Below are 22,063 nucleotides of genomic sequence, written 5' to 3'. Positions count from 1 at the left end.
TATTCGCAAACCCTATGCAAATCAAAGCACAATATGCTAAAAATGACACTACTCACAGCAAGTTTTTTGTGGGAAGTACATTTTTTGTGCTTTACAATTTAGTGCCTGATGATAACCCACCAAACTTCGTCCAGTTGAACTTCGGCTACCGACTTAGTCCTAAAGATGCCTTATCTTTGGAGCTGAAAACTTGGACTTATAGGTGGTCACTTGGCATTCCTTATGGTGATTCTAAAGAAGCACCCGAAGAAAAATTCCCTGGTTTTATTAAGGAATATGGATTTGCCTTAGCCTACCAACATTTTTGGTGGAAGGGTTTATACACAGGTGTCCATGTCATGAATGCTTGGCAAACTTTTAAGGATGAGGAGGGTAAAAAAATCGATAATGGTTTTCAAATCTTCAATACCTATAGAGCAGGCTACCACTTCAAACTTTTTAAGGATAGATTTTTTATTGAGCCATCTATTGCTATTACACACCGTCCTTACCATAGCGAAATGCCTGAGTCGTTTAAGCAAATGGACGATAAGTGGTCAAAATTCTTTTTTGGAGAACCAGGCCTTCATTTTGGCTTTAACTTTTGAAAATGAACCAAATTATTGCCTTTGCAGAACACCGTTTGTGGCTAAAAAAACTTATCTTGCCTATTTAGAATCCAACTAACCCTTACAACAAAATACCTATGGAAAGTAAAAAATACGATTTGATATGTGTGGGAGGAGGAATCATGAGTGCAACCTTAGCAGTATTGTCTAAAATTCTTCATCCCGACATAAAAATCTTAATCTTAGAGCGTTTAGACGAAGTAGCAAAAGAAAGTTCTGCCACATGGAACAATGCAGGAACGGGACATTCAGCACTTTGCGAATTAAACTATACGCCAGAAAATGAAAACGGAAAAATTGACATCAGCAAGGCGATAAATATATGTCAGCAATTTGAAATATCAAAACAATTTTGGTCTTACCTCGTCAATCAAGGTTTCATCAAAGATCCGTCCTCTTTTATCAACAATGTTCCCCACCATAGTTGGGTTTGTGGTGCAGACAATGCAGACTATCTTGAAAAAAGATATAAAGCCATGAAAGAACATTTTATGTTCAATACCATTGAATTCACAAGAGATAGGGAGAAAATGAAAGAATGGTTTCCACTAATGATGCACGACAGAGAAAAGAGTGAGGTCATGGCATCCTCCCGAATTGATAGAGGAACAGAACTAAATTATGGCGCACTCACCAAGCACCTTTTCCATATTTTAGAAACTCAATTTGACACAAAAGTACAATGCAACACTCAAGTAGTAGATGTTGACCCCAGTAAAGATATCGACTGGACGATAAAGGTTAGAAACCGACTAAATGGCGAATCAAGCTATTTAGAGGCAGAGCATGTTTTTATTGGAGCAGGCGGAGGAAGTTTACTATTGTTGGAGAAGGTCGAAATTCCAGAAAAAGATGGATATGGAGGTTTCCCTGTAAGTGGAGAATGGTTGGTTTGCAAAAATGAAACAATTATCAATCAGCACTTTGCAAAGGTATATAGCAAGGCTGGAATTGGAGACCCGCCTATGTCGGTGCCGCATTTGGATACCCGCTATATTGATGGCAAACGGGAATTATTGTTTGGCCCATTTGCGGGCTTCAATACCAAATTTCTGAAAGAAGGCAGTTATTCAGACCTGTTTAAATCCATCAACATGGAAAATATACCTTCAATGTGGGGCGTATTTTGGCGCAATTTACCCTTGACCAAATACCTTATCAAACAAGTGAGTATGTCTTTTGAAGACCGAATGAATGCGCTACGGTTTTTTGTGAAAGATGCCAAAAATGAAGACTGGCGCATACTTGTAGCGGGTCAAAGGGTTCAAACTATAAAGAAAGATGATGAAGAGGGCGGGACTTTAGAATTTGGTACTCAAATAGTTGCCAGCAAAGATGGCAACATTACCTGTTTATTGGGTGCGTCACCTGGTGCATCAACTTCCGTTGCCATAATGATGAAGGTGATTGAAAAAGCATTCCCTGAAATTTTATCTTCAGATAAAGGAAAAGAAATGCTAAATTCAATGATTCCTTCTTGGGGAAAACCGATTGATTCAGCATCATTTAACACCAACCTGCAAAACTCCAAAAACAGCTTGAAATTATAAACTCCAAATACTATGGGTTAACCCAACAGAGGTGTTTGGGAAATTGAACGGATTTGGAGAAACACGAACAAGGCTTAATTAATTAAAAATCAGATTATTATGCTTTCTTTCTTTATGAACACATCATTTAAAGTAGGAGACTCCGTGAAAGTGAAAAATGGAGTAAAACATCCTAAAATAGATGTCGACTTGTCAGGTTGGCAAGGAAGAGTGGTAAATGTGGATGGAAAAGAAATTCAAGTAGAATTTGACACCATCACCCTCAATTCCTTGACCAATCACATTTTAGCAGAATACGCTTCCCTAGAAGAATATCCTATTTTAGTCTATCTGCAATCCAAAAAATTGGAGATTACTGAAGAAAGAGACAAATATGAAGATATAGAGGCAGTTCAAGATAGATTGATTGAAAAGATGGACAGGAAGTATAAACCTACCCTGCCTCCTCGAATACAATTTTTTGAAAAATGGACTCGACATTTTCAAAGAAGCAGTTTTTATAGGGAAATGGAAGCCGTAGATAAAGAGAATTATTTATTCGTGCTGGAAACTTTTCACGACTATATGTATGACTATGAAGGTCTAACTCCTAAAAGATGGACTGTCGAAGCAATGACAAGAGTCTGTTTGATAAAAGTACCCGAAAAAATTACAGCAGAAACGGATGTTTTTGAATCTTATGGTAAAGTTTTGCATCAGTATTTTGCTTTTTTAGAGAGTCGAAACTATCACTCAAAAGCCCATGAACTAAAGGAGGCGGTTGCTGATATTCAAAGAAAAATTTTGGTAAGGTCGCAAAACCAAGACAATTGGGGAATGGCAAAAACTGCTATGATGAATTCTACTAAAGGAGGTGGATTCAATCCTTTCAAACCCTTCAAATTGACCGATAAACATATGGAGAAATTGGAGAAATTAGATGGAGATAAAATCCTATCAATATCTGAGGAAAGTGATGATTATATATTTTCCAAAAAACAACTGCCTTCAAAGCCAATAGTGGCACACAATCCCTACCGACACCTCAAAAGAAACGACCTCGTCGGTGTAAAATATAAAGATGGTAAAGTATTGGAGAAGGTGAAATTCAAAAAAATAGAAAAGGATTTAGTCACAGGAAAATGTGAATTGATTGACAAATAACAATACAGCACTGAAATGAAAAATCCAAATCAAATAGCAAATCGTTTTAGAGAAATTCTTTTAGATGGCAAATGGATTGCTAATACAAATTACAAAGACCAATTGACCCAAACAACTTGGCAGCAAGCCATCCACAAAATCGGGACTTTGAATACAATTGCTGCTCTGACATTTCATGTGAATTATTACATAGGCGGAGTGCTGAATGTTTTTGAAGGTGGTAACCTTGAAATAAGAGATAAGTACAGTTTTGATTGTCCTCCAATAAGTTCAAAAGAAGAATGGGAGAATCTGCAAAACAACTTGTTCACCAATTCAGAAGAGTTTGCAAAGCGCATTGAAGCTCTATCAGAGGAGAAATTAGACGACCCCTTTGTGGATGAGAAATACGGAACTTACCGAAGAAATATTGAAGGAATAATTGAACATTCTTACTATCATTTGGGGCAAATCACTTTGATAAGAAAGATGCTATTAGAATTATTATAAAAATCATAATACATGAACATAAGAGACTTAATCAATGCTACTGAAATCAAAGTATCTAAGGAAACAAACGCCTTGAGCGAAATTGTCAAAAACACTTCTCTCGACTTGCGGGAGCGGCTCATTGCTTTTGAAGATATTCAAAACATTGAAATAGGAGATTCAGGAATGCACAGAGCCAGAATTTCGGAGCGAGATTACGACATTCGACAGTTGTACTTGAAAATGGAAGGCGACAATCCTACAGGTACGCAAAAAGATAGAATTGCTTTTGCACAAGTTTACGATGCCTTGCGACGAGAATACGACATCATCAGCTTGGCAACTTGTGGCAATTACGGTTCAGCCGTGGCCCTTGCAGCGAATTTAGCAGGGCTGCAATGCAAGATATTCATTCCCAAATCCTACCACACCGTCCGAATTACCGAAATGGAACAATTGGGTTGTGAAATCATTCGATTGGAAGGCAGCTACGAAGACAATGTGATGCAAAGCAGCGAATTAGCCAAGGAAAACGACTGGTACGATGCCAATCCTGGTGGCAGTAATACTTCGCTGCAAATTTTGGCGTACAGTCAAATCGCTTTTGAAATTTACGACCAACTCAGAGATGCACCCAAAATCTGCGCTGTGCCTATCTCCAATGGAACACTCTTAGCAGGCATTTATCGAGGTTTTGTATCGCTCTACAAACGGGGTAAAACCTCTCGCATACCGCAAATGTTGGGAGCTTCTTCAACAGGCAAAAACCCAATTGTCTATTCCTTCAATAGAGGGTTAGAGCATTGTGTGGATTTGAATCCCGATATGATTAAGGAAACCAAACTCAACGAACCGCTCATCAATTGGCACAGCTTTGATGGTGAAGAAGCACTGGAAGCCATCAGAGAAAGCAAAGGGACTGCCTTCAATGTGAGTGACCGTTCGATGAGTTCAATGTCTAAATATCTTGCAAAAAAAGAATCCATTAACATATTACCCGCTTCAACCGCAGGGCTTATAGGTTTGCTCAAAATGCACGAAAACAAAGCCTTAGACCCAGATAGGTATGTGGCGATTTTAACTGCAAAAAATAGTTAATTACATCAATAAAATAATTTAAACATTTAGACTTTTGAAGTTTGGCTTGAAAACCCTCGATATATAGAGAGAATCCATTTCCTTCAAAAATGAAACTTCAAAAGTCTTTGTTCTAAATGTAGATTTATTTTATTGCCAACCCTAAATAAAATGAATAAAAGAATTGACGGACAAGCAATTGTCTATTGTGATGGTGCCTTCAATACGCCCAATGGCAAAACGGCACATGGTTTGGTGAGATTCACCGAAAGGTATGAGGTACTTGCATTGATTGACCATACCTATGCAGGTCAAGATACTGGTGAAGTATTGGATGGCAAAAAGAATGGCATTGCAGCTTTTGTCAGCTTTGAAGATGCTTACAATCACGCAATTGAAGCGGGTAAAAAACCGACTCATTTTGTGATTGGTCTTGCACCAGATGGCGGTAGATTGCCGAAGGAAGCAAAAGCAGTTATTGCAGAAGCCCTCAAACGGGGTTTGCACGTAGATTCTGGTTTGCACGACTTTTTGACCAACGACCCACAATTGGTCGAATTGGCAAAACAGCACAACTGCCAAATTAGAGATGTTCGCAAAACACCTGATAGAGATCAGCTCCACTTTTTTACAGGCGATATTGAGGAGGTCAAATGCCTCAAAATCGCCGTATTGGGTACGGATTCTGCAATCGGAAAACGGACAACTTCTTGGCTATTAGTGCATGGCATGAGAAATGCAGGTCACAAAGCAGAAATGGTCGGCACAGGTCAAACGGCTTGGATGCAGGGCGCAAAATATTCGATGATTATGGACAGTTGCATCAACGATTTTGTGTCGGGTGAAATCGAACATGCTGCAGTGAGTGCTTGGCGAGCAGAACACCCTGATTTGATTGTTATTGAAGGGCAGGGCAGTTTGATGAATCCAGCTTATCCAGGCGGTTTTGAGATTTTGGCGGCTGGAAGACCAGATTATGTGGTGTTGCAGCATGCTCCCAAAAGACTGGAATACGATGGTTTTCCTGGCTATCGACTTCATTCGATTCAAGAGCAAATCAATGCAATCAAAGTCGTTTCGGGAAAAGACGTGATAGCCATTACCCTCAACCATGAGGATATGACCGAAGCTGAAATTTTGCCTGCTTGTGAGGCAGTTACGAAAGAAACGGGATTACCTTGCTACGACGTATTGAAGTACGGAGCGGCAGAATTGATTGAACTCCTTATTGAAAAATTGAAGTAAAAGAACTTCAAAGAACGGACGTTTTTGAGTCCCAGACAATGGAAGTTTTGAAAACTTCCATTGTCTTTTTTCACAAAATAAAAAAATGTAAATGAGAATCACCGACCTTTCATTGGAGCGCTATGACCTTCAACTGACCGAACCTTACACCATCGCCTACGAAACGATTTCTACCTCCACCAATTTCATTTTACGGCTCAAAACGGACAATGCCGCAATTGAAGGTTTTGGATGTGCTGCTCCAGATATTCCTGTGACGCATGAATCACCAAAAGACATAGAAGACATATTCGAGAATGTCCTTGTTCCATCTTTGAAAGGAGCAGATTCCTTTCATTTTACCCAGATTGTTCATCAGCTAAAAGAAAGTAAACTGCTCAAATCTTCAGCCTTGAACATGGTGGACATGGCCTTATTTGATGTGGTTTCCAAAATTGCAGGAGTACCCTTATACCGCTACTTGGGAGCTTTTCGCAAACGCATCCCGACAAGCGTGACCATCGGTATTTTACCTTTGAAGGAAACCCTCCAAAAAGCAGAAGAATTTGTGGAACAGGGTTTTTACATCCTCAAAATCAAAGGTGGCCTTGACGTTGAGGAAGATATTGGCAAACTCACCGCCATCAAAAAGAAATATCCTTCAATCATCTTGCGTTTTGACGGAAACCAAGGTTATACATTAGAGGAAACCATCTATTTTGCTTCAAAAGTAGAAACACTCAATGTAGAAATCATTGAGCAACCCATGACTACAAGCGAGGAAGAAAATTATACTACGCTGAGTGCTACGATTTCCCAAGCGGTCATGGCAGACGAAAGCCTCAAAACCCTGAACGATACTTTTCTTTTGGCAAAAAATAGTCGAGTCAATATGATCAATATCAAGTTGATGAAAGTGGGCGGATTGCAGGAAGGTTTTCACATCAATTCGGTCGCCAAATCAGCAGGTTATGACGTAATGGTCGGCTGTTTGGATGAATGTCAATTGGGTATTTCGGCGGGCTTGCATTTTGCGCTTTCTCGCCCGAATATTGAATATGCAGATTTGGACAGCTTTTTGGACTTCAAAAACGACCCTTACCCCAACTTGTTTCACCTCAAAAATGGGGTTTTGTATCCAAGTGAAAAGGCGGGATTGGGGATTTAGTTTTTTTAATTTTCATTTATTCCTATGTTTTGATGCAATAGAGAGGATTGCTTATATTTGGAGAGTAAAAAGTTGTTTGTTGAAAAAATCGAGTTTTTCAATGTAATAACGAGCAAAAATCTATATTTATTAACTATTTTAACCCTATTTTTATGACTAATCACCTGTTTATTAGCATAGTTTTTTTGGTCATGAATGTGCCTCTTTTTGCCCAAACAGAATTTATTGGCACCTACTATGGGCAAATAAATGGCGACAATGCTGAATTGGTGCTTCAATCAGCAGGCACCAATGCTTTGCAAGGAACGATGAAAGATAGCCAACAAAACTACGCCGTAAGTGCCACTACTTCTGGAAACAAACTCACAGGAAAAGCGGTGGAAAACCAATTAGGCATTATTTTTATACTGGATGGAACGCTTGACAACAACCAATTAAGTACCACAATGACGGTTGAAGTCCTTGGAAATACACAGACGATATACATAGATTTCATGAAGCAAGGATCGGCAAGCACAATGCCAACAGTTGCTAAAAATGAAAAAATAACTCTCCCCGATAATGCCCAACACAATTCTTCTTTGGTAGGTGTGTGGTCTAAAGAAGAATACTACAATTCTGGCTTTGGGGACAACTACATGGGAGGATCATTCTCACAAAGTTTGGTGTTTTATGCCGATGGATCGGCAGCAGACGGCGGCTCAAGTGCTGGCATCAGTGGAAGTAATTATTCAGGAAATAGTCAAAGCGGCGTACAAGCATTGCCGAATATTATGTGGTACAACATTGGAAATCAACTATACTTAATGGCTAACCAAAACGGAAAAACAGAAACCATACACCTCGGACGTTACTTTATCGAAAGAAACAAACTCTTGATTACAGGTGCCAATGGAAATGAGATTCTTTTGACCAAGCAGTAATCCAACACAACATGAAAATTGCAATTATTGGAGGTGGAGCAGCAGGTTTTTTTGCGGCAATTTCTGCAAAGGAAAACCATAGAGAAGCGGATGTAGTGCTGTTTGAAAAATCGCAAAAACTGTTGGCGAAAGTCCGAATTTCGGGCGGCGGCAGGTGCAATGTCACCAATGCGTGTACATCTATCAAACAACTTTCGGAAGCCTATCCACGAGGCGGAAAAGCTCTCAAAAAAGCATTTCGCACCTTCAATACCCAAGACACAAAAGCATGGTTTGAATCAAGAGGCGTGCCTTTGTATGCACAAGACGATAGCAGGGTATTTCCTGTTTCGGACAACTCACAAAGCATAATTGACTGCCTTTTGTCAGAAAGCAAAAGACTGGGAATTCTGATTCAACTGGGTACTCAAATTGAAACCATTGAAGTCAATAACGACCAACTCCTATTGCATTTCTCAAAAACACAATGTGAATCGCAAACATTCGATAAGGTAATCATAGCTTGCGGCGGTTCTCCCAAAAAATCTGGCTTGACTTGGCTCGAAAATTTGGGTCATCAAATAGAAACACCCGTTCCCTCGCTTTTCACCTTCAATATGCCTTCAGAACCAATCACCCAACTCATGGGCGTGGTAGCGGAAAATGCTTTGGTGTGGATTCAAGGTTCTAAACTTCAATCACAAGGCCCTCTGTTGATTACGCATTGGGGTATGAGTGGGCCAGCCATATTAAAGCTGTCCGCTTTTGGCGCACGCTTGCTCAGCGATTGCAACTACCAATTCAAGGTACAGGTTAATTGGGCGGGAGTTCCGAATCACGAAGAAGTCAGGGCTTCTATCCAAAATACCATTGCAGCGCATCCCAAAAAACAACTCTCCAATCATCGGCTTTTTGGCCTACCCGAACGTTTATGGCTTTTTTTATTGCATAAAAGTGACTGTGCCCCCACCAAAAGATGGCTCGATTTGAGCAAAAAAAATATCCACAAATTGGTGGCGGTTTTGGCCCACGATGTGTATTCAGTCAGCGGGAAAACGACTTTCAAAGAAGAGTTTGTGACTTGTGGTGGAGTAAGTTTGAAGAGTATCAATTTTGATACGATGGAAAGCAAGGTTTGCAAGAACCTGTATTTTGCGGGGGAGGTGATGGATATCGATGGCATTACGGGCGGCTACAATTTTCAAGCGGCATGGACAACGGGGTTCATTGCGGGCAAGTTGGGTTGATTGGTGAACACCAACTAATCACCAATCACTGATAACCAATATTCCCTTTTTGGTAATAAAACACTATTTTTAAAAACAGAATAACCGCTTGATTATAAACCCCATTCGTAGCCCATGAATTAATTCATGGGCTACGAATGGGGATAATTTTTAGCGAAATATCGTCATAAAAGAAATAACTAATCACCAGTCACTTTCTTCAAATCCTTCGCAGCTTTCGCATTTTTCCCAATTTGTAGGTAAGCATCGGCTCGATTTTGGTAAAATTCGGGTAGCGGTTTGGATTGAATCGCTTTGGAGAAATCTTGGATGGCAGCTTGGTGATTACCTATTTTCGTTTTCGATATTCCACGCCAATTGTAGGCTTGTGCATCGGCAGGGTTCAGTTGGAGGTATGCATCAAAATCTGCAATGGCGGCAGCGTGTTGATTCGTGCTGCCATAGATAATGGCTCTGTTCAACAATGCTTTAGCGGTTTGGGGTTTTGCAGTCAAGACCTTGTTCATATCCAAAAGTGCTGCTTCAAATTGGTTTTGTTGAAAATATATCCCTCCTCTACTTAGCAAGGCATTGACATCATTGGGTAGCAATTCCAGAATACTGGTGTAATCGGCAATTGCTGCATCGAATTTTTGGAGGTTTTCATACGCTTTTGCCCTTTGCAGATAAGCTTCTTTTTGGGCATTTTCTTTTTGCAGTGCCAACATTCTGGTATAGTTTTTTACAGCCTCCTCATATTGTCTCGATTCCAACAGTGCTATTCCTTTGTATTTGAGTGCATTGACATTTTTGGCTTGTAGCTTTAGCACCTCATTGAAGTCTATAATGGCTTTTTGATATGCCTTCTTTTGCAGGTAAACAATACCTCGCTCAAAATATCCTTTGGTGTTATTAGGACGCATGGTGATGTATTGGTCGTAGTCTGAAATGGCTTTATCAAGTTCTCCTTTCTCCAAATAATAGGCACCTCTGCTTGTGTAGGCAAAGGAGATATTGGGGTATTTTTGCAGTGCATCTGTCCAAAGTGTGGCATCATTTTGCCATACTTTCGTCCTGTTGAAAGAATTGATACCCAAACCGATAAGATATATTCCTATCATTCCCATTGTAGCCCATTTCCATTGCGGTTTAAGGTATAGCAAATAGGAAAATGCTTGTGCCATGATAAAAAACAAACCGAGATAGGCAATGTATGAAAACCTATCTGAAATAAAACCTGCTCCTGCTTCAACTACCTGCAATAAAAATACAATATTGAAGAAGAAAAACCCGACTCCAAATAGTACGATTCGGGTGTATTTGTAGCTAAAGGTGACCAATACAGTGAACAAAAAAACCAATATCGGAACGATGTAATACACGATTGGCAACCAGTCGTCTGCTTTTTGAGGATAAGGATAATAAGCAGATAATGGATATGGAATCAAGGATTTGTAAAGGTATGTTCCCAAGGCATATGCTCCCATGAGTGGACGTTCGTACCACGCAATGCTACTTGTGACATTGAAGGCTCCCGCTGTTTTGAGAAATGAAATGCCTATCAATCCGAAGATGAGCGATAATAAGAAAAAGGGTATTTTTTCGGCAATTAGCTTCCAATGAAATTTGCGGCGAAAGTAATAGTCTATCAATAACATGGACAGCGGCAGAGCAACTGCCTGTATTTTGGAAAACAAAGATAAGGTGGCTAGTAAAATACAAAGTAGGTAATAAGCAGGTTGTTTTCGCTTCAAAAAGTAGGTATAACTTATCAACGCACCCAGATAAAAGGCAGCAAATAAGACGTCTTTGCGCTCAGTAATCCATGCAACCGATTCTACGTGCATGGGGTGAATGGCAAACAAAATACTCACCAAAATGGCGGCTTCCAACTTCAACCTCATCCGTATGACCAGCCAAAAAACAAATATGGTATTGAGCAGATGGAGTAATAAATTATTGAAGTGGTGCACGTAGGGATTCGTACCAAAATAATGCTTTTCGATGGCGAAAGTCAAAAATGTCAAAGGGTTGTAGTTCCCAAACAATGCATTCGTAAACATTCCTTTGACATTCTGAAAACTAAGTTTATTGATGTACTGATTGTTAACAGCATAACCATAATCGTCCCAAGAGCTAATGAACTGACCGTCTAATGAAGGATAGAATATGAGAAAGGTGATGGTAATTATGGCAGCTAAGTAAGCCCATATATGCGGATATCGCCACCAATATAATTGTTTGGAATCACCTTTAATATAGGCCTCTATACTCTGATTTTTTGCCATGTAGCAAAGATAGAAAATCTATAAAAACTAAATTGAACTTATGCTACAAAAAAAAGCTGCCCCAAGTGTGGAGCAGCGTTAGCCTAAAATAAACAATTATGAAAAGAAAACTACAAACTTTTTATTGGATTTTTCTTGCCTTTTGCAAGTATATTTTGTTCTTGAATAAAAAAAGCTACCCCAAGTGTGGAGCAGCGTTAGCCTAAAACAAACAATTATGAAAAGAAAACTACAAACTTTTTTATTGGATTTTTTTCTTGCCTTTTGAAAGTATATTTTGTTCTTGAATAAAAAATGCTGCTCCAAATGTGGAGCAGCGTTAGCCTAAAACAAACAATTATGAAAAGAAAACTACAAACTTTTTTATTGGATTTTTCTTGCCTTTTGAAAGCATTTTTTTTGAGTAAAAAAAGCTGCTCCGTTTGGAGCAGCTTAGCCTAAAACAAACAATTATGAAAAGAAAACTACAAACTTTTTTATTGGATTTTTCTCGCCTTTCGCAAGTATATTTCTGTTGTTGAATATTTATTAACAACTCATATTTGGATGTTTACTATTTATTAATTGAATTATTTTTTCCAAATATTGAGCATCTTTGTCATCAAAGTCATTGAAATTAGTACTATCTACATCCAAGATTAAAACGGTTTTGTTGTCTTGCACCAAGGGTACTACAATTTCGGAGTTGGACAAACTGCTGCATGCAATGTGACCAGGAAATTCATGCACATTTGGTACTATCACCGTTTTTTGTGTTGCTGCTGCATGACCACAAACACCTCGATTCATTGCGATTCGGGTACAAGCCAATGGCCCTTGAAAAGGTGCTAAAACCAACTCCTCTCCTACTCGCCGATAAAAACCGACCCAAAAAAAATCAAAACACTCTTTGAGCATAGCTGCAATATTCGCCAAATTGGCAATCCAATCGCTTTCGGCTTCAATGACTGCTTCAATTTGTGGAATGAGTTGTTCATACTTCGTTGCTTTGTCAAGATGCGTATCAATCACTAATTCATGCATAATGGTACTGATTTCACAAAAAAACATTTATTTCAATAAGCAAAGAACATTCAACAAAACGACTTATTCTTTAAATGAAGAACTATTTTGCTTTGTTTCATTGCAAATGTAATAAAAATTCGGTTAAAACACCATGCTTTTTTGTTTTTTTTTTAAAAAAAATGTGATTGTATTAAACAATCGTTAAAATAACATCAATTTATTCCAAATTTAATAAATGGCATAGGTTAACACCTTCAATCGGTTCACAATTTGCTTTGATGGTTTCGATGAAAGCCTTGGTCAATGCATCATCAATGGTAATTTTTGTGATGTCCTTTACCAAACTTGATTCAGTCGGTGAAGGATCGTCCATCAATTTGCGGAGAGCTTCGGGCGAAATGTTTTCTAACAACAATACTAACCGCAACAATTTCAAGGCACTTTCTACATTATCTGCCTTTTTGATAAGCCCCAAAGGCAGCCATTGCAGCAAAGAAACTTCGCCTTTTGATTTTATTTCAACCAATTGCATCACTGCCAATGGTTTTTGCAACTCTGCATTTTTATTGACACTATACAACAACACATCGTTTTCGCTGTAAAACTGGATATGGTTGATTTTTCTATTTGCGGCAAGCATCACGCTCTTTGCATTTCCTTCAAACTGAATCGAAACCGCTACTTGACCTGATTTGGGAACGACTATTGCCCCTTGTGTGGTAGCAAACTGTATTTTTTTCTTTGCGACACAACTCAATCCCACTTCAACATTTTTGAAATCATTGGGCTTCAAAACTGAGAAAGTTTCTCCAACAAAAGATTGTATCAATTGTTGTGCATTTGCCTGTAGTTTTTGAAGTGTGGTTTGAAGGGAAGGATCTGTGGTCGGATTGTAATTTCGTTTTTCCAATGGAGTTTTAACAAACAGTTTTTGACTCATCGAAATCAACTCATTGCGTAGGGTTTTTCCTATTATTTTTCCCCAAAAATTGTCAGAAACTTCTACGGCAGATATTTTAGCCTGTCGAAAATCATAAAATGCCCGATCCCATTTTACTTGAATGGCATTCAACACTTCAATGTCAATAGCTGGACTAAAATGTATTTGCAAGCCATCAGTAGTGAGACTCAAACTGAGTGTGGTCAATGTGGATGTTCTTAATTTTACATCAATGAAACCCAATACTTTCTGCTCACTTAAAACAATATTTTGGGGCAAATCTGCGGACAATGCTACAAAGGTAGGCTCAATTGTATCAAAAAATGCAAGGTTCATTGGATAGAAGTTGAAGGTAAAAAGAGTACTTAAATGTAAGTATTTTTTCCTACAATGAATTGAATGTGTATATTTGTTTGATTAGAAACCCTCATTAATGCACAACGCTCCTTTATCGCATGGAAGAACAAGTAACAAATGCTACTATTATAGAAGAAAAAAACAAAAAACCAAAGCTTCTAGACAAAGCTCAGGAATATGTTTTTCAGTTTTTTAAAGATAGGCTAAATACGGTGTATGTTTATCATGACTATACACACACCTTCGAAACGGTTGCAGCTACAGAGGAGTTGGGTGCAGGAAATGGATTGAAAAAAGGTGAAATAAAAATGCTGCAGCTTGCAGCTTGGTTTCACGATTTAGGTTATGTGGATACTGTCGAAGGACACGAAGATTGGAGTGTAAAATATGCGAGGGCTTTTTTGGAGTCACATGACTATCCCGAAGAAAAAATTGCACTTATTGAAGGGTGTATTCTGGCAACAAAAATGCCTCAAAGTCCCAAAAATATTTACGAAGAAGTGCTTTGTGATGCTGATTTATACCATCTCGGCAGCAAAAATTTCTTTGAAAAAAGCAATTTGTTGCGAATTGAATGGGCAAATACCAACCAACTATATGGAGATGAAATCAAAAGTTTGGAGCATGAAATTGATTTTCTGACCCAACATCGCTACCATACACCTTTTGCACAACTGAATTTGAACCAGCGAAAATTCAAAAATATAAGCGATTTAAAGAAAAATCTGCAAGCTGCCAAAGACGACCAATACAAAAGAGCAGTCAAACAAGCAGAGGTTGACCGAAAAATCAAGAAAGACGAATACGACTTAGAGCGAAAAAAAACCAAAGACGAAATGCCCGAAAGAGGCATCGAAACCATGTTTCGGATTTCGCTCCGCAACCACATCAGTTTGAGTGCCATTGCTGACAGCAAGGCAAACACTATGTTGAGTATCAATGCGCTGATTCTTTCTATCACCTTCTCCACTCTTGTTCCTCAATTTGGTAACAATCCTGGACTGTTTATTCCTACCATGATTCTGTTGGTCGTGTGCATGTCCGCTATCATTGCGGCTACTTTCTCTACCATACCAAAAGTAACCATGGGTACTTTCACGAAGGAAGACATCCATCAAAAAAAGGTAAATTTGTTGTTTTTTGGTAACTTCTTCAATGTCGACTTGGGCGACTATGAATGGGGTATGAAAGAAATGATGAAGGATCGGGATTACCTATACGGCTCACTGATTCGTGACCTCTACTTCTTAGGAAAGGTGCTCGCCAAAAAGTACCGCTACCTCCGCTACTGCTACAATATTTTTATGTACGGTTTGGTGATAACATTGATTGCTTTTGTGGTATCGTTTGTGTATTATCGGTAAAAACTGTTATTTGAGTGGCATACACAGGCTTGAACATAGTCTGCTTCGAGGTCTCGGAGAATCGGTTACGAAAAAAAATCTTATAGGACGTGACCAGAAACCAGAATTTGGGATTTCGGAGGATTTTTTTTACTACCAAAATCTTCCATTATTCTATTCAACAAGCATTGTTGCGACACTATTTGTAGGTTTGTAAAGATGATAGACGAAGGAATCGAAACATTGGCAAAAGACTTTTACAAAAAATAAAGACCATTTTACTGCAATAGCTTGTAGAGTTCTCAAAAAATAATTCTCGATGTTTAATTCTTATGTATAAGTTTACCAAAAACTATTGTCCATACCATTCTACTTCATATTCCTTCAATATGGATTCCAATGGTTTGTCCTGATTGAGCAGTTTGAACATTTCGGTTTCTAATCTGCTTTGTTCACCTCCGCCAATCCTGATTAGCCCATCTATATACTTTACAAAATCCTCCGATTCATCTCCAAATCTTTTGCCCTTCAATATTACTTTTTGAACAGGATATACGCCACTTCGGACGGATAAAGCTTGTTCGGCGGAAAATCCAACAGTTGTAAAACCATATTTATCAGCCAATTCGTAGGCAATTTTGGGTACTCCAGAATTGGTATATCCACTGACTATTTCGATTTCTTTTCCTGCGTGCCTTTCGTTTATGTCCTTGAAGAGTTCGTCCAATATTTGGCAAGCTGATGGTTTGTCAAATTGATTTCTGCTGAAACCTACGATTCCGAATTTGATTTTTTGGGTTTGATTGGTCATTTTCTCAATGAATCCTTTTTGATTAACTTTTAAAATCCATCGAATAATCTTTATTGAAGCTTAGATAGGCCGCATTGCCTCCAAACTACGAACTTTCTGCTTCAACTGCGCCAGTGTTTTTTCTTCAAAGTTCATGGGTATTTTGATGTCCGTTTGAGTGACTTCAAAGCTTTTGTCTGCCATTAGAAATTTGCCGTTTTCAATCTTCATGCCGATGATGGTGAATTTTTCTCCCACTGGAAGTTTTACCGTAGATAATTGATTTTTAGTATTCTCCAAAACCCCAAAGCAACTATTGAAGGTGTGGCTAACCGCAAAAAACCTTGTTGTTTTATCTTTTTCAGCAATTACCATCACTTCTTGCATTCCTTGGGTTTTGAGCCATCGGTCAATATTTATCCACCCCAATTCATCAACGGAGGTAGTGAAGTAGCCGAAATATTGTGCATCGGTGATGAGTCCCATGCCCTTTTTCTTTTCGATGTAGCGTTCATCCAAAAGACTCAACATTTCTTCCACGGACTTGCAGTAATCCTGATTGATAGTCAATTCTCTGGCTTCATTCAAGGCCTTTCGATAGTCGACCCTATATTTTTGGTTGCGTTCATCACAGAAATGCTTAGCTTCTTTTGCTGTGATTCCCAAGTTTTTGCAGATAAAATCTTCTCCTATCGGAAGGTTCAACCGAGCTTTGGTTTTAAGTCCAAAAACGGAGTAAATCTCGGTTGGGTTTCTTTCTCTTAATCCATTTTTTTCGATGTATTTTTTGAGGTAATTGACCACCAATCCCGACTTCAAGTATTCTTTGTAATCATTCACCACATTTCGATAGAGGTCTATCACTGCAATGTTGTAAATAATTGTGTTGGTTCGCTGCTTATTCAATTCTTGGTACTTGACAACAGCTTCTTGATAAGCCTTCAAATTGTCTTCATATCGAGCCATATTTATATCGTAATCTGCCTTTCGTTTCTCATATTTTTGCAGGGCCTCCTCATATCTTTTCTCGCTCAATTGATCTATTTTTTTTCGGCTGAAAACCAGTTTTTCCCATCCAGATGGTTTGTATTGATACCTATTTTTGGTCGGTTTAGTTGGGCAGTAAGGTTTGTAAGGTTTCTTGGGTGAGTCAGGTTTTTTAGTAACGTTTCTAAGTCCTGTCAATTGAGGCAGTGCCACTTTAGCCATCTCAAAATTCTCCAATTCGGTCAAATCAATTTCCACTTTTGGATGCGGCGGAGTTGTTCTGACCTTCTTATTCGTGGGCTTCCAATCCATTGCATTGTTTTCTTGTGAAACACCGTAAAACAGTTCCATATCATTTTGTTTTTCAACTGCAATGTCGTTTTTCGGCACAGCCACTTCAATATTTTTTCCTTCCTTCAATTGCAGCTTTTGCCCTTGATAACTGGCTTCAATCGAAATCATTCCACCAGTTTCCAAAATTTTATCACCACTCATCGTACTCAGATTGTTCAACAACATATCTTCCAAACTGAGGGCTTCTTGCAGTTCAATTTCTACCTTTGCAGTAGTAGGAATTTCGCTGCCATCTTCCAACTCAAAAGCATGAGAAGGGATGGTCAATTTGGTGCCTTTTCTTCCTTCAATGTGCTGTTCTTGATGGGTCGAAATCGTAAAATACTGCTCAGTATTAGTGGTAGTCAGTCGCTTCAAATCTTGGAAATCTATTATTTTAGGTTCGGCTTTTGCCTGCAATTGTAGGCTTGCTTTCGATACAAAAAACACATCTACTCGCCTGTTTTGCTGCTGCCCTGTTTCGGTTTGATTGCTGAAAGCAGGATTGGTTTCTCCTTGTGCTACGATTTGCAGGTCATCGGTATTCATTCCTTGAAGAAGTAAAAAATCATAGACCGTATTGGCTCTCCTTTCGCTCAATAACTGATTGTAAGTCAATGAACCATCATCATCTGTGTGGGCTTCAATTTTTACTGCATATTCCTCTACATCAAGAATGGATTGAAACGTTGAAGTCAAGGTATTTTGGGCTTCAATGCTTAGAATGGCTTTGTCTTTGTCGAAATAAACAGCTACTTGCTGAGAAGTTTCTTGGGCGATTGCAGTACTCACCAATAAGAATGCAATGAAAAGAGTGAATAGTTTTTGCATGAGTAGGGCATTTTTGAGTGAAATTAAAAAATGTTAATATCGGTATGTGTATTTAACGATGTGGTTTTGAAGATTATTACATTCCATGAATTACTTTTTGTAATTCAGCAGCAATCGAAATATAACTTTTTGTATTACATTGATAACTCGGTAAAAGTTCCCCAAAAATTTTGTGGGGAATGGAAGTACATCGTTTTTTGCAGCCAAAACAATTACCTTTGCTGCCGTTTTTGAAACAGTGTTTTTAATGGACGAAACAAATCTTAGGATGCTTATAGTAGTAGAAAAGAAAAATAACTGGCTGTTTGCACTTATTTTAGGCTTAATGGTTTTTGGTTATTTTTGGAATATTGGATTGAAGCCTATTCGCGGTGAAGAACCTCGTAGGGCTTTGGTCGCTTTTGAGATGGATCAGACGGGCAACTATGTGATGCCGACAACACATGGCGAAGTTTATTATGCCAAACCGCCACTTTACAATTTGGTGGTGATGGGTTTTTACAAGGTTTTGGGGTCTTATTCGCTTTGGGTAGTCCGCACTCCGCCGATTATTTCGCTGTTTGTCATGGGTTTTATGATTTTCTTTTTCACGATGTATTATGCCAATATTCAGGTAGCAGCCTTGGTGAGTTTGTTGTATGTGCTGAGTGGAGATATTTTGCTGTTTTTTTCGCTGTTGGGTGAGATTGATTTGTTTTATACATTGATTGTGTATTTGCAGGTAATCGCTATTTTTCATTTTTTCCAAAAAAAGCAATATCTGTTGCTCTTTTTGGTGTCCTATTTTTTCACTTTTCTTGGCTTGATGACCAAAGGATTGCCCTCTCTCCCATTTCAAGCATTTACGCTATTGGTATTGTTTATTTATGAACGCAAATTCAAAATGTTGTTTTATTGGCAGCACATTACGGGGATTTTGTTTTTTGCAGCTTTGACTTTTGCCTATTTTTTTAGCTACAATCAGTACAGTGATGTTGGGCCTTATTTGACCAAATTGTTTACCGAATCTGCCATGCGGACGGCACTGCATCAGGGTTGGTGGGCGCAGGTCTTGAATATATTTATTTTTCCGATGAGGCTGCTGAAAATCATGTTGCCTGGTACGCTCTTGGTGTTGTTCATGGTCGGAAAACCTGTCCGCAAGGAGGTTTTTGACAATGATTTGCTGCGGTTTAGCTTTCTTTTTGTAGTGGCGAATATTTGGGTATATTGGTTTTCACCTGATACCCGTGACCGCTATGTGTATATGTTTATGCCGTTTTTGTTGACGATTTTGGTGCATTTTTATGTGAAGTATTCGGAGGAAAGTGAGTGGGCAAATCGCTGGATGAATCGAATGATTGGGGTGTTTATTGGAGTATTTTTAGTGGCTTGTGTTGTTGCACCTTTCATTCACTACTTTGAAGTCGTGTCTTATTTGTGGTTCGTTGTAGTGGCGTTGCTGGCTTTGGGAGGATTTATTGCTTATTTGTTTGCAAAGAAAAAAACGCCCAAAATTTTGATTGTCTTACTACTGATGGTGGCTCTAAAGCTTTGGATGAATGGACTGTATGTACCTGTTCAAGCGACTTACACAAATCGTCAAGCGATTTTGAAGCATACAACAAACATCAATAAAATCGTTGATAAGGCTCCTGTTTATTTGACGGGAAAGGCAGATATAGATAGTGCTGTTTTTAGAATTCTGGGACACGAACTGGTGGACGCACATTTTGAGATTCCTCCTTTTTTGCCTCGTGAATATGTGTATTACATTGTCCGCAACAACCATCAATTGATGTATTACCGAAGAGAGGAAGAACCGAATACCTTCTATATCACCAAAAAAGAGTACTTGGAAAATCGGGATGTGGAACAATTGTATGAGTTTACGGATTTTATGGGTTATGGGGATTTTGTGTTGTATCGGTTGTGATTTTTTGTGTTGGTGTGTTGTATTTATATTTAAAGTATTTATTTGTGATAAATATTTTTAATTTGTATTCTCTCCGAGTTTTCGGAGCGAGTTATTTTAATTTGCGCTCTTTAGAACACTTTTTAATTGTTTTTTTGTTAGACTGTTGGAGTATATTTTTTCATGTAAATTTTATGGTTATGCTTACGTATCAAATCACATTTAAGGAACAGGAATTAGAACAAGTAAAGGCTTTGTTGCAGTTTGTTCGTACGTTGAGTTTTGTGGAGGTGGTGAAAGAGGTGGAGGCGCAAGTGGTGGTTGAAGAGGAAGAGGCTGTGGCAGAAATTGAAGTGGAGAAAGAGGCTGTTGATATAGAAGCGATTGAAGGTGTGTTTTTGCCGATTGAAGATATTCGAGCTTTGTATCCTGATAGTTGGGTGGTTTTGAAAAGTCCTAAATATGAGGGAACGAAGATAGTTGGTGGTATTGTGTTGGTTCATGGTAAAGATAAATACGAAGTAAGCAATAAAGCGTTGGAAATTAGGAAAGAAGGCGATATTGTAAATTTAATTTATACCACAATTTATAAATCTGAAAACCCCGTATGGTTAAGAAATATTCCTTTGAGCGAAGCGATGAAAACGCACTTATCGAAGTAAAAGTTGGATTAAAGAATGATTTGGAAACCATTCCATTGGTTTTTGCTTTAGATACAGGAGCATCTCATACTGTTATTGACTTGACTGCTTTGTTATTAGCAGGTTATGTACCTGACAAGAAATCCAATATTATTGAAGTAGAAACAGGAGGCGGGGTTGTCAAGGTTCAACGAGTCGTATTGCCGTCCTTTGGTGCGTTTGGAATACAGAAGGAAAACTTTGAAATAACCACGTATGATTTTATGAAAGAAGGACTTATGAGTGAATATCATGGCGTATTAGGTCTCTATTTCTTCCAAAACACCCTGCTGCACATTGATTTTATCAACAGCGAAATATGGGTAGAAACAGTATAAAAAGAAAATTTGTTTTGACTAAAAAATATTTAAAACTCCTCTTGAAGTTGGGGCTTACCATCTTGGCTTTGTACCTCGTCTATCGGAAAATTGATCCACAATTGGTCAAAGAAGCCTTTTTAGAGGTGCATTTTGGTTGGTTGTTTTTGGCATTTTTGGGCTACAATGCTTCAAAAATCGTGAGTGCTTTTCGTTTGAATCACTTCTTCAAAAGCATCGAATTAATGCTATCTGATTGGTTCAACTTAAAGTTGTATTACATCGGTATGTTCTACAATTTGTTTTTACCTGGAGGAATTGGAGGAGATGGCTACAAGGTTTTTATATTGAAGAAAGGGAGTCATCAGTCGGTCAAAGCATTGGTCAGTGCGGCTTTGTTGGATCGAATCAGTGGTTTGGTAGCATTGTGTTTTTTGGCATTGATATTATTTTTGTTCAGCAGTAGCTTTGTCTCCTTACAGAATTATCGGTGGTTGATTTACCTATCAATTGCAGGCAGTTATCCCGCTTTTTACATTGGCTTGAAGTTGTTTTTCAAGCGTTTTATCTCTGTTTTTACGATTACCAACCTCTTGTCATTTGCGGTTCAAGGAATTCAAGTAATCGCTGCCTTTTTTATACTGCGAGCTCTTCATGTCGAAAGCGGCTTTGTAGACTACCTCACCCTATTTTTGGTGTCTTCTGTTGTTGCTGCGATTCCCTTCACGATTGGAGGAATTGGCGCACGGGAGATGGTGTTTGTCTATGGCAATACTTTTTTTGGGATAGAAACCCATATTGCAGTCACCTTTAGTTTGCTCTTTTTCTTATTGAATGCACTTAGTTCGTTTTTGGGAGCTTTTTTAACAGTTGATTTGCAAGAAGATACTCAACAACAAAATACTTTGGCTTCTAATACCTTGTAAATTTAA

At 38.5% G+C, this 22,063-nt stretch carries 19 protein-coding genes; 14 read left to right on the top strand and 5 right to left on the bottom strand.

Features of this window, described 5'->3' with window-relative positions; translation table 11 throughout:
* The first annotated feature begins 14 nt into the window (after window positions 1-14).
* The 9 genes from R3E32_25645 (at window position 15) to R3E32_25605 (ending at window position 9,387) form a co-directional block, all read left to right on the top strand.
* A complete protein-coding gene (locus R3E32_25645; GenBank protein ID MEZ4888138.1) occupies window positions 15-587 on the top strand; it encodes a hypothetical protein in 573 nt (190 codons plus the stop codon).
* A 98-nt stretch (window positions 588-685) separates the two neighbouring features.
* Window positions 686-2,158: a malate dehydrogenase (quinone) gene (mqo, locus tag R3E32_25640; GenBank protein MEZ4888137.1), complete on the top strand. Its 1,473-nt coding sequence runs from the start codon at window positions 686-688 to the stop codon at window positions 2,156-2,158.
* Between the two features lie 99 nt (window positions 2,159-2,257).
* Window positions 2,258-3,301: a hypothetical protein gene (locus tag R3E32_25635; protein ID MEZ4888136.1), complete on the top strand. Its 1,044-nt coding sequence runs from the start codon at window positions 2,258-2,260 to the stop codon at window positions 3,299-3,301.
* A 15-nt stretch (window positions 3,302-3,316) separates the two neighbouring features.
* Window positions 3,317-3,790, top strand: a complete 474-nt coding sequence (locus R3E32_25630) for a DUF1572 domain-containing protein (protein ID MEZ4888135.1) — start codon at window positions 3,317-3,319, stop codon at window positions 3,788-3,790.
* A 12-nt stretch (window positions 3,791-3,802) separates the two neighbouring features.
* On the top strand, window positions 3,803-4,867 hold the full coding sequence (locus R3E32_25625; protein MEZ4888134.1) for a pyridoxal-phosphate dependent enzyme: 1,065 nt from the start codon (window positions 3,803-3,805) through the stop codon (window positions 4,865-4,867).
* A gap of 150 nt (window positions 4,868-5,017) precedes the next feature.
* Window positions 5,018-6,091 carry a DUF1611 domain-containing protein gene (locus R3E32_25620; protein ID MEZ4888133.1) on the top strand — a complete coding sequence of 358 codons (1,074 nt, stop codon included), beginning with the start codon at window positions 5,018-5,020 and terminating at the stop codon, window positions 6,089-6,091.
* A 91-nt stretch (window positions 6,092-6,182) separates the two neighbouring features.
* The gene (locus R3E32_25615; GenBank protein MEZ4888132.1) at window positions 6,183-7,238 is read left to right on the top strand and encodes a dipeptide epimerase; all 1,056 of its coding nucleotides are present in this window, start codon (window positions 6,183-6,185) and stop codon (window positions 7,236-7,238) included.
* Between the two features lie 152 nt (window positions 7,239-7,390).
* On the top strand, window positions 7,391-8,161 hold the full coding sequence (locus R3E32_25610; protein ID MEZ4888131.1) for a hypothetical protein: 771 nt from the start codon (window positions 7,391-7,393) through the stop codon (window positions 8,159-8,161).
* Between the two features lie 11 nt (window positions 8,162-8,172).
* The gene (locus R3E32_25605; protein MEZ4888130.1) at window positions 8,173-9,387 is read left to right on the top strand and encodes an NAD(P)/FAD-dependent oxidoreductase; all 1,215 of its coding nucleotides are present in this window, start codon (window positions 8,173-8,175) and stop codon (window positions 9,385-9,387) included.
* Between the two features lie 179 nt (window positions 9,388-9,566).
* Here R3E32_25605 and R3E32_25600 read toward each other — a convergent pair whose 3' ends face one another.
* The 3 genes from R3E32_25600 to R3E32_25590 form a co-directional block, all read right to left on the bottom strand.
* On the bottom strand, window positions 9,567-11,654 hold the full coding sequence (locus R3E32_25600; protein MEZ4888129.1) for a tetratricopeptide repeat protein: 2,088 nt from the start codon (window positions 11,652-11,654) through the stop codon (window positions 9,567-9,569).
* A gap of 528 nt (window positions 11,655-12,182) precedes the next feature.
* Window positions 12,183-12,677: a GAF domain-containing protein gene (locus R3E32_25595; GenBank protein ID MEZ4888128.1), complete on the bottom strand. Its 495-nt coding sequence runs from the start codon at window positions 12,675-12,677 to the stop codon at window positions 12,183-12,185.
* A gap of 199 nt (window positions 12,678-12,876) precedes the next feature.
* Window positions 12,877-13,935, bottom strand: coding sequence for a hypothetical protein (locus R3E32_25590; protein MEZ4888127.1), 1,059 nt, complete (start codon window positions 13,933-13,935; stop codon window positions 12,877-12,879).
* Window positions 13,936-14,054: 119 nt separating this feature from the next.
* On the opposite strand from R3E32_25590, the gene R3E32_25585 reads away from it, so the two are divergent.
* On the top strand, window positions 14,055-15,320 hold the full coding sequence (locus tag R3E32_25585; GenBank protein MEZ4888126.1) for a DUF5706 domain-containing protein: 1,266 nt from the start codon (window positions 14,055-14,057) through the stop codon (window positions 15,318-15,320).
* 331 nt (window positions 15,321-15,651) lie between these two features.
* Here the strand turns inward: R3E32_25585 and R3E32_25580 are convergent, their stop codons facing one another.
* Both R3E32_25580 and R3E32_25575 read right to left on the bottom strand, forming a co-directional pair.
* On the bottom strand, window positions 15,652-16,110 hold the full coding sequence (locus tag R3E32_25580; protein ID MEZ4888125.1) for a hypothetical protein: 459 nt from the start codon (window positions 16,108-16,110) through the stop codon (window positions 15,652-15,654).
* 60 nt (window positions 16,111-16,170) lie between these two features.
* Window positions 16,171-18,240, bottom strand: a complete 2,070-nt coding sequence (locus tag R3E32_25575) for an OmpA family protein (protein ID MEZ4888124.1) — start codon at window positions 18,238-18,240, stop codon at window positions 16,171-16,173.
* Window positions 18,241-18,487: 247 nt separating this feature from the next.
* On the opposite strand from R3E32_25575, the gene R3E32_25570 reads away from it, so the two are divergent.
* From R3E32_25570 to R3E32_25555, 4 genes are all read left to right on the top strand, one after another.
* A complete protein-coding gene (locus R3E32_25570) occupies window positions 18,488-20,155 on the top strand; it encodes a hypothetical protein (protein ID MEZ4888123.1) in 1,668 nt (555 codons plus the stop codon).
* 179 nt (window positions 20,156-20,334) lie between these two features.
* A complete protein-coding gene (locus R3E32_25565) occupies window positions 20,335-20,796 on the top strand; it encodes a hypothetical protein (protein ID MEZ4888122.1) in 462 nt (153 codons plus the stop codon).
* Window positions 20,742-21,152 carry a retropepsin-like aspartic protease gene (locus R3E32_25560; GenBank protein MEZ4888121.1) on the top strand — a complete coding sequence of 137 codons (411 nt, stop codon included), beginning with the start codon at window positions 20,742-20,744 and terminating at the stop codon, window positions 21,150-21,152. The genes R3E32_25565 and R3E32_25560 overlap by 55 nt, the downstream gene beginning before the upstream one ends.
* A 14-nt stretch (window positions 21,153-21,166) precedes the next feature.
* Window positions 21,167-22,057: a lysylphosphatidylglycerol synthase transmembrane domain-containing protein gene (locus R3E32_25555; protein ID MEZ4888120.1), complete on the top strand. Its 891-nt coding sequence runs from the start codon at window positions 21,167-21,169 to the stop codon at window positions 22,055-22,057.
* Window positions 22,058-22,063 lie beyond the last annotated feature (6 nt).

The sequence above is a fragment of the Chitinophagales bacterium genome (assembly GCA_041392475.1).
Taxonomy (GTDB): domain Bacteria; phylum Bacteroidota; class Bacteroidia; order Chitinophagales; family UBA2359; genus JAUHXA01.
The sequence above is the reverse complement of the archived record's forward strand: the minus strand, read 5'-3'. Positions and strand labels throughout refer to the sequence as shown.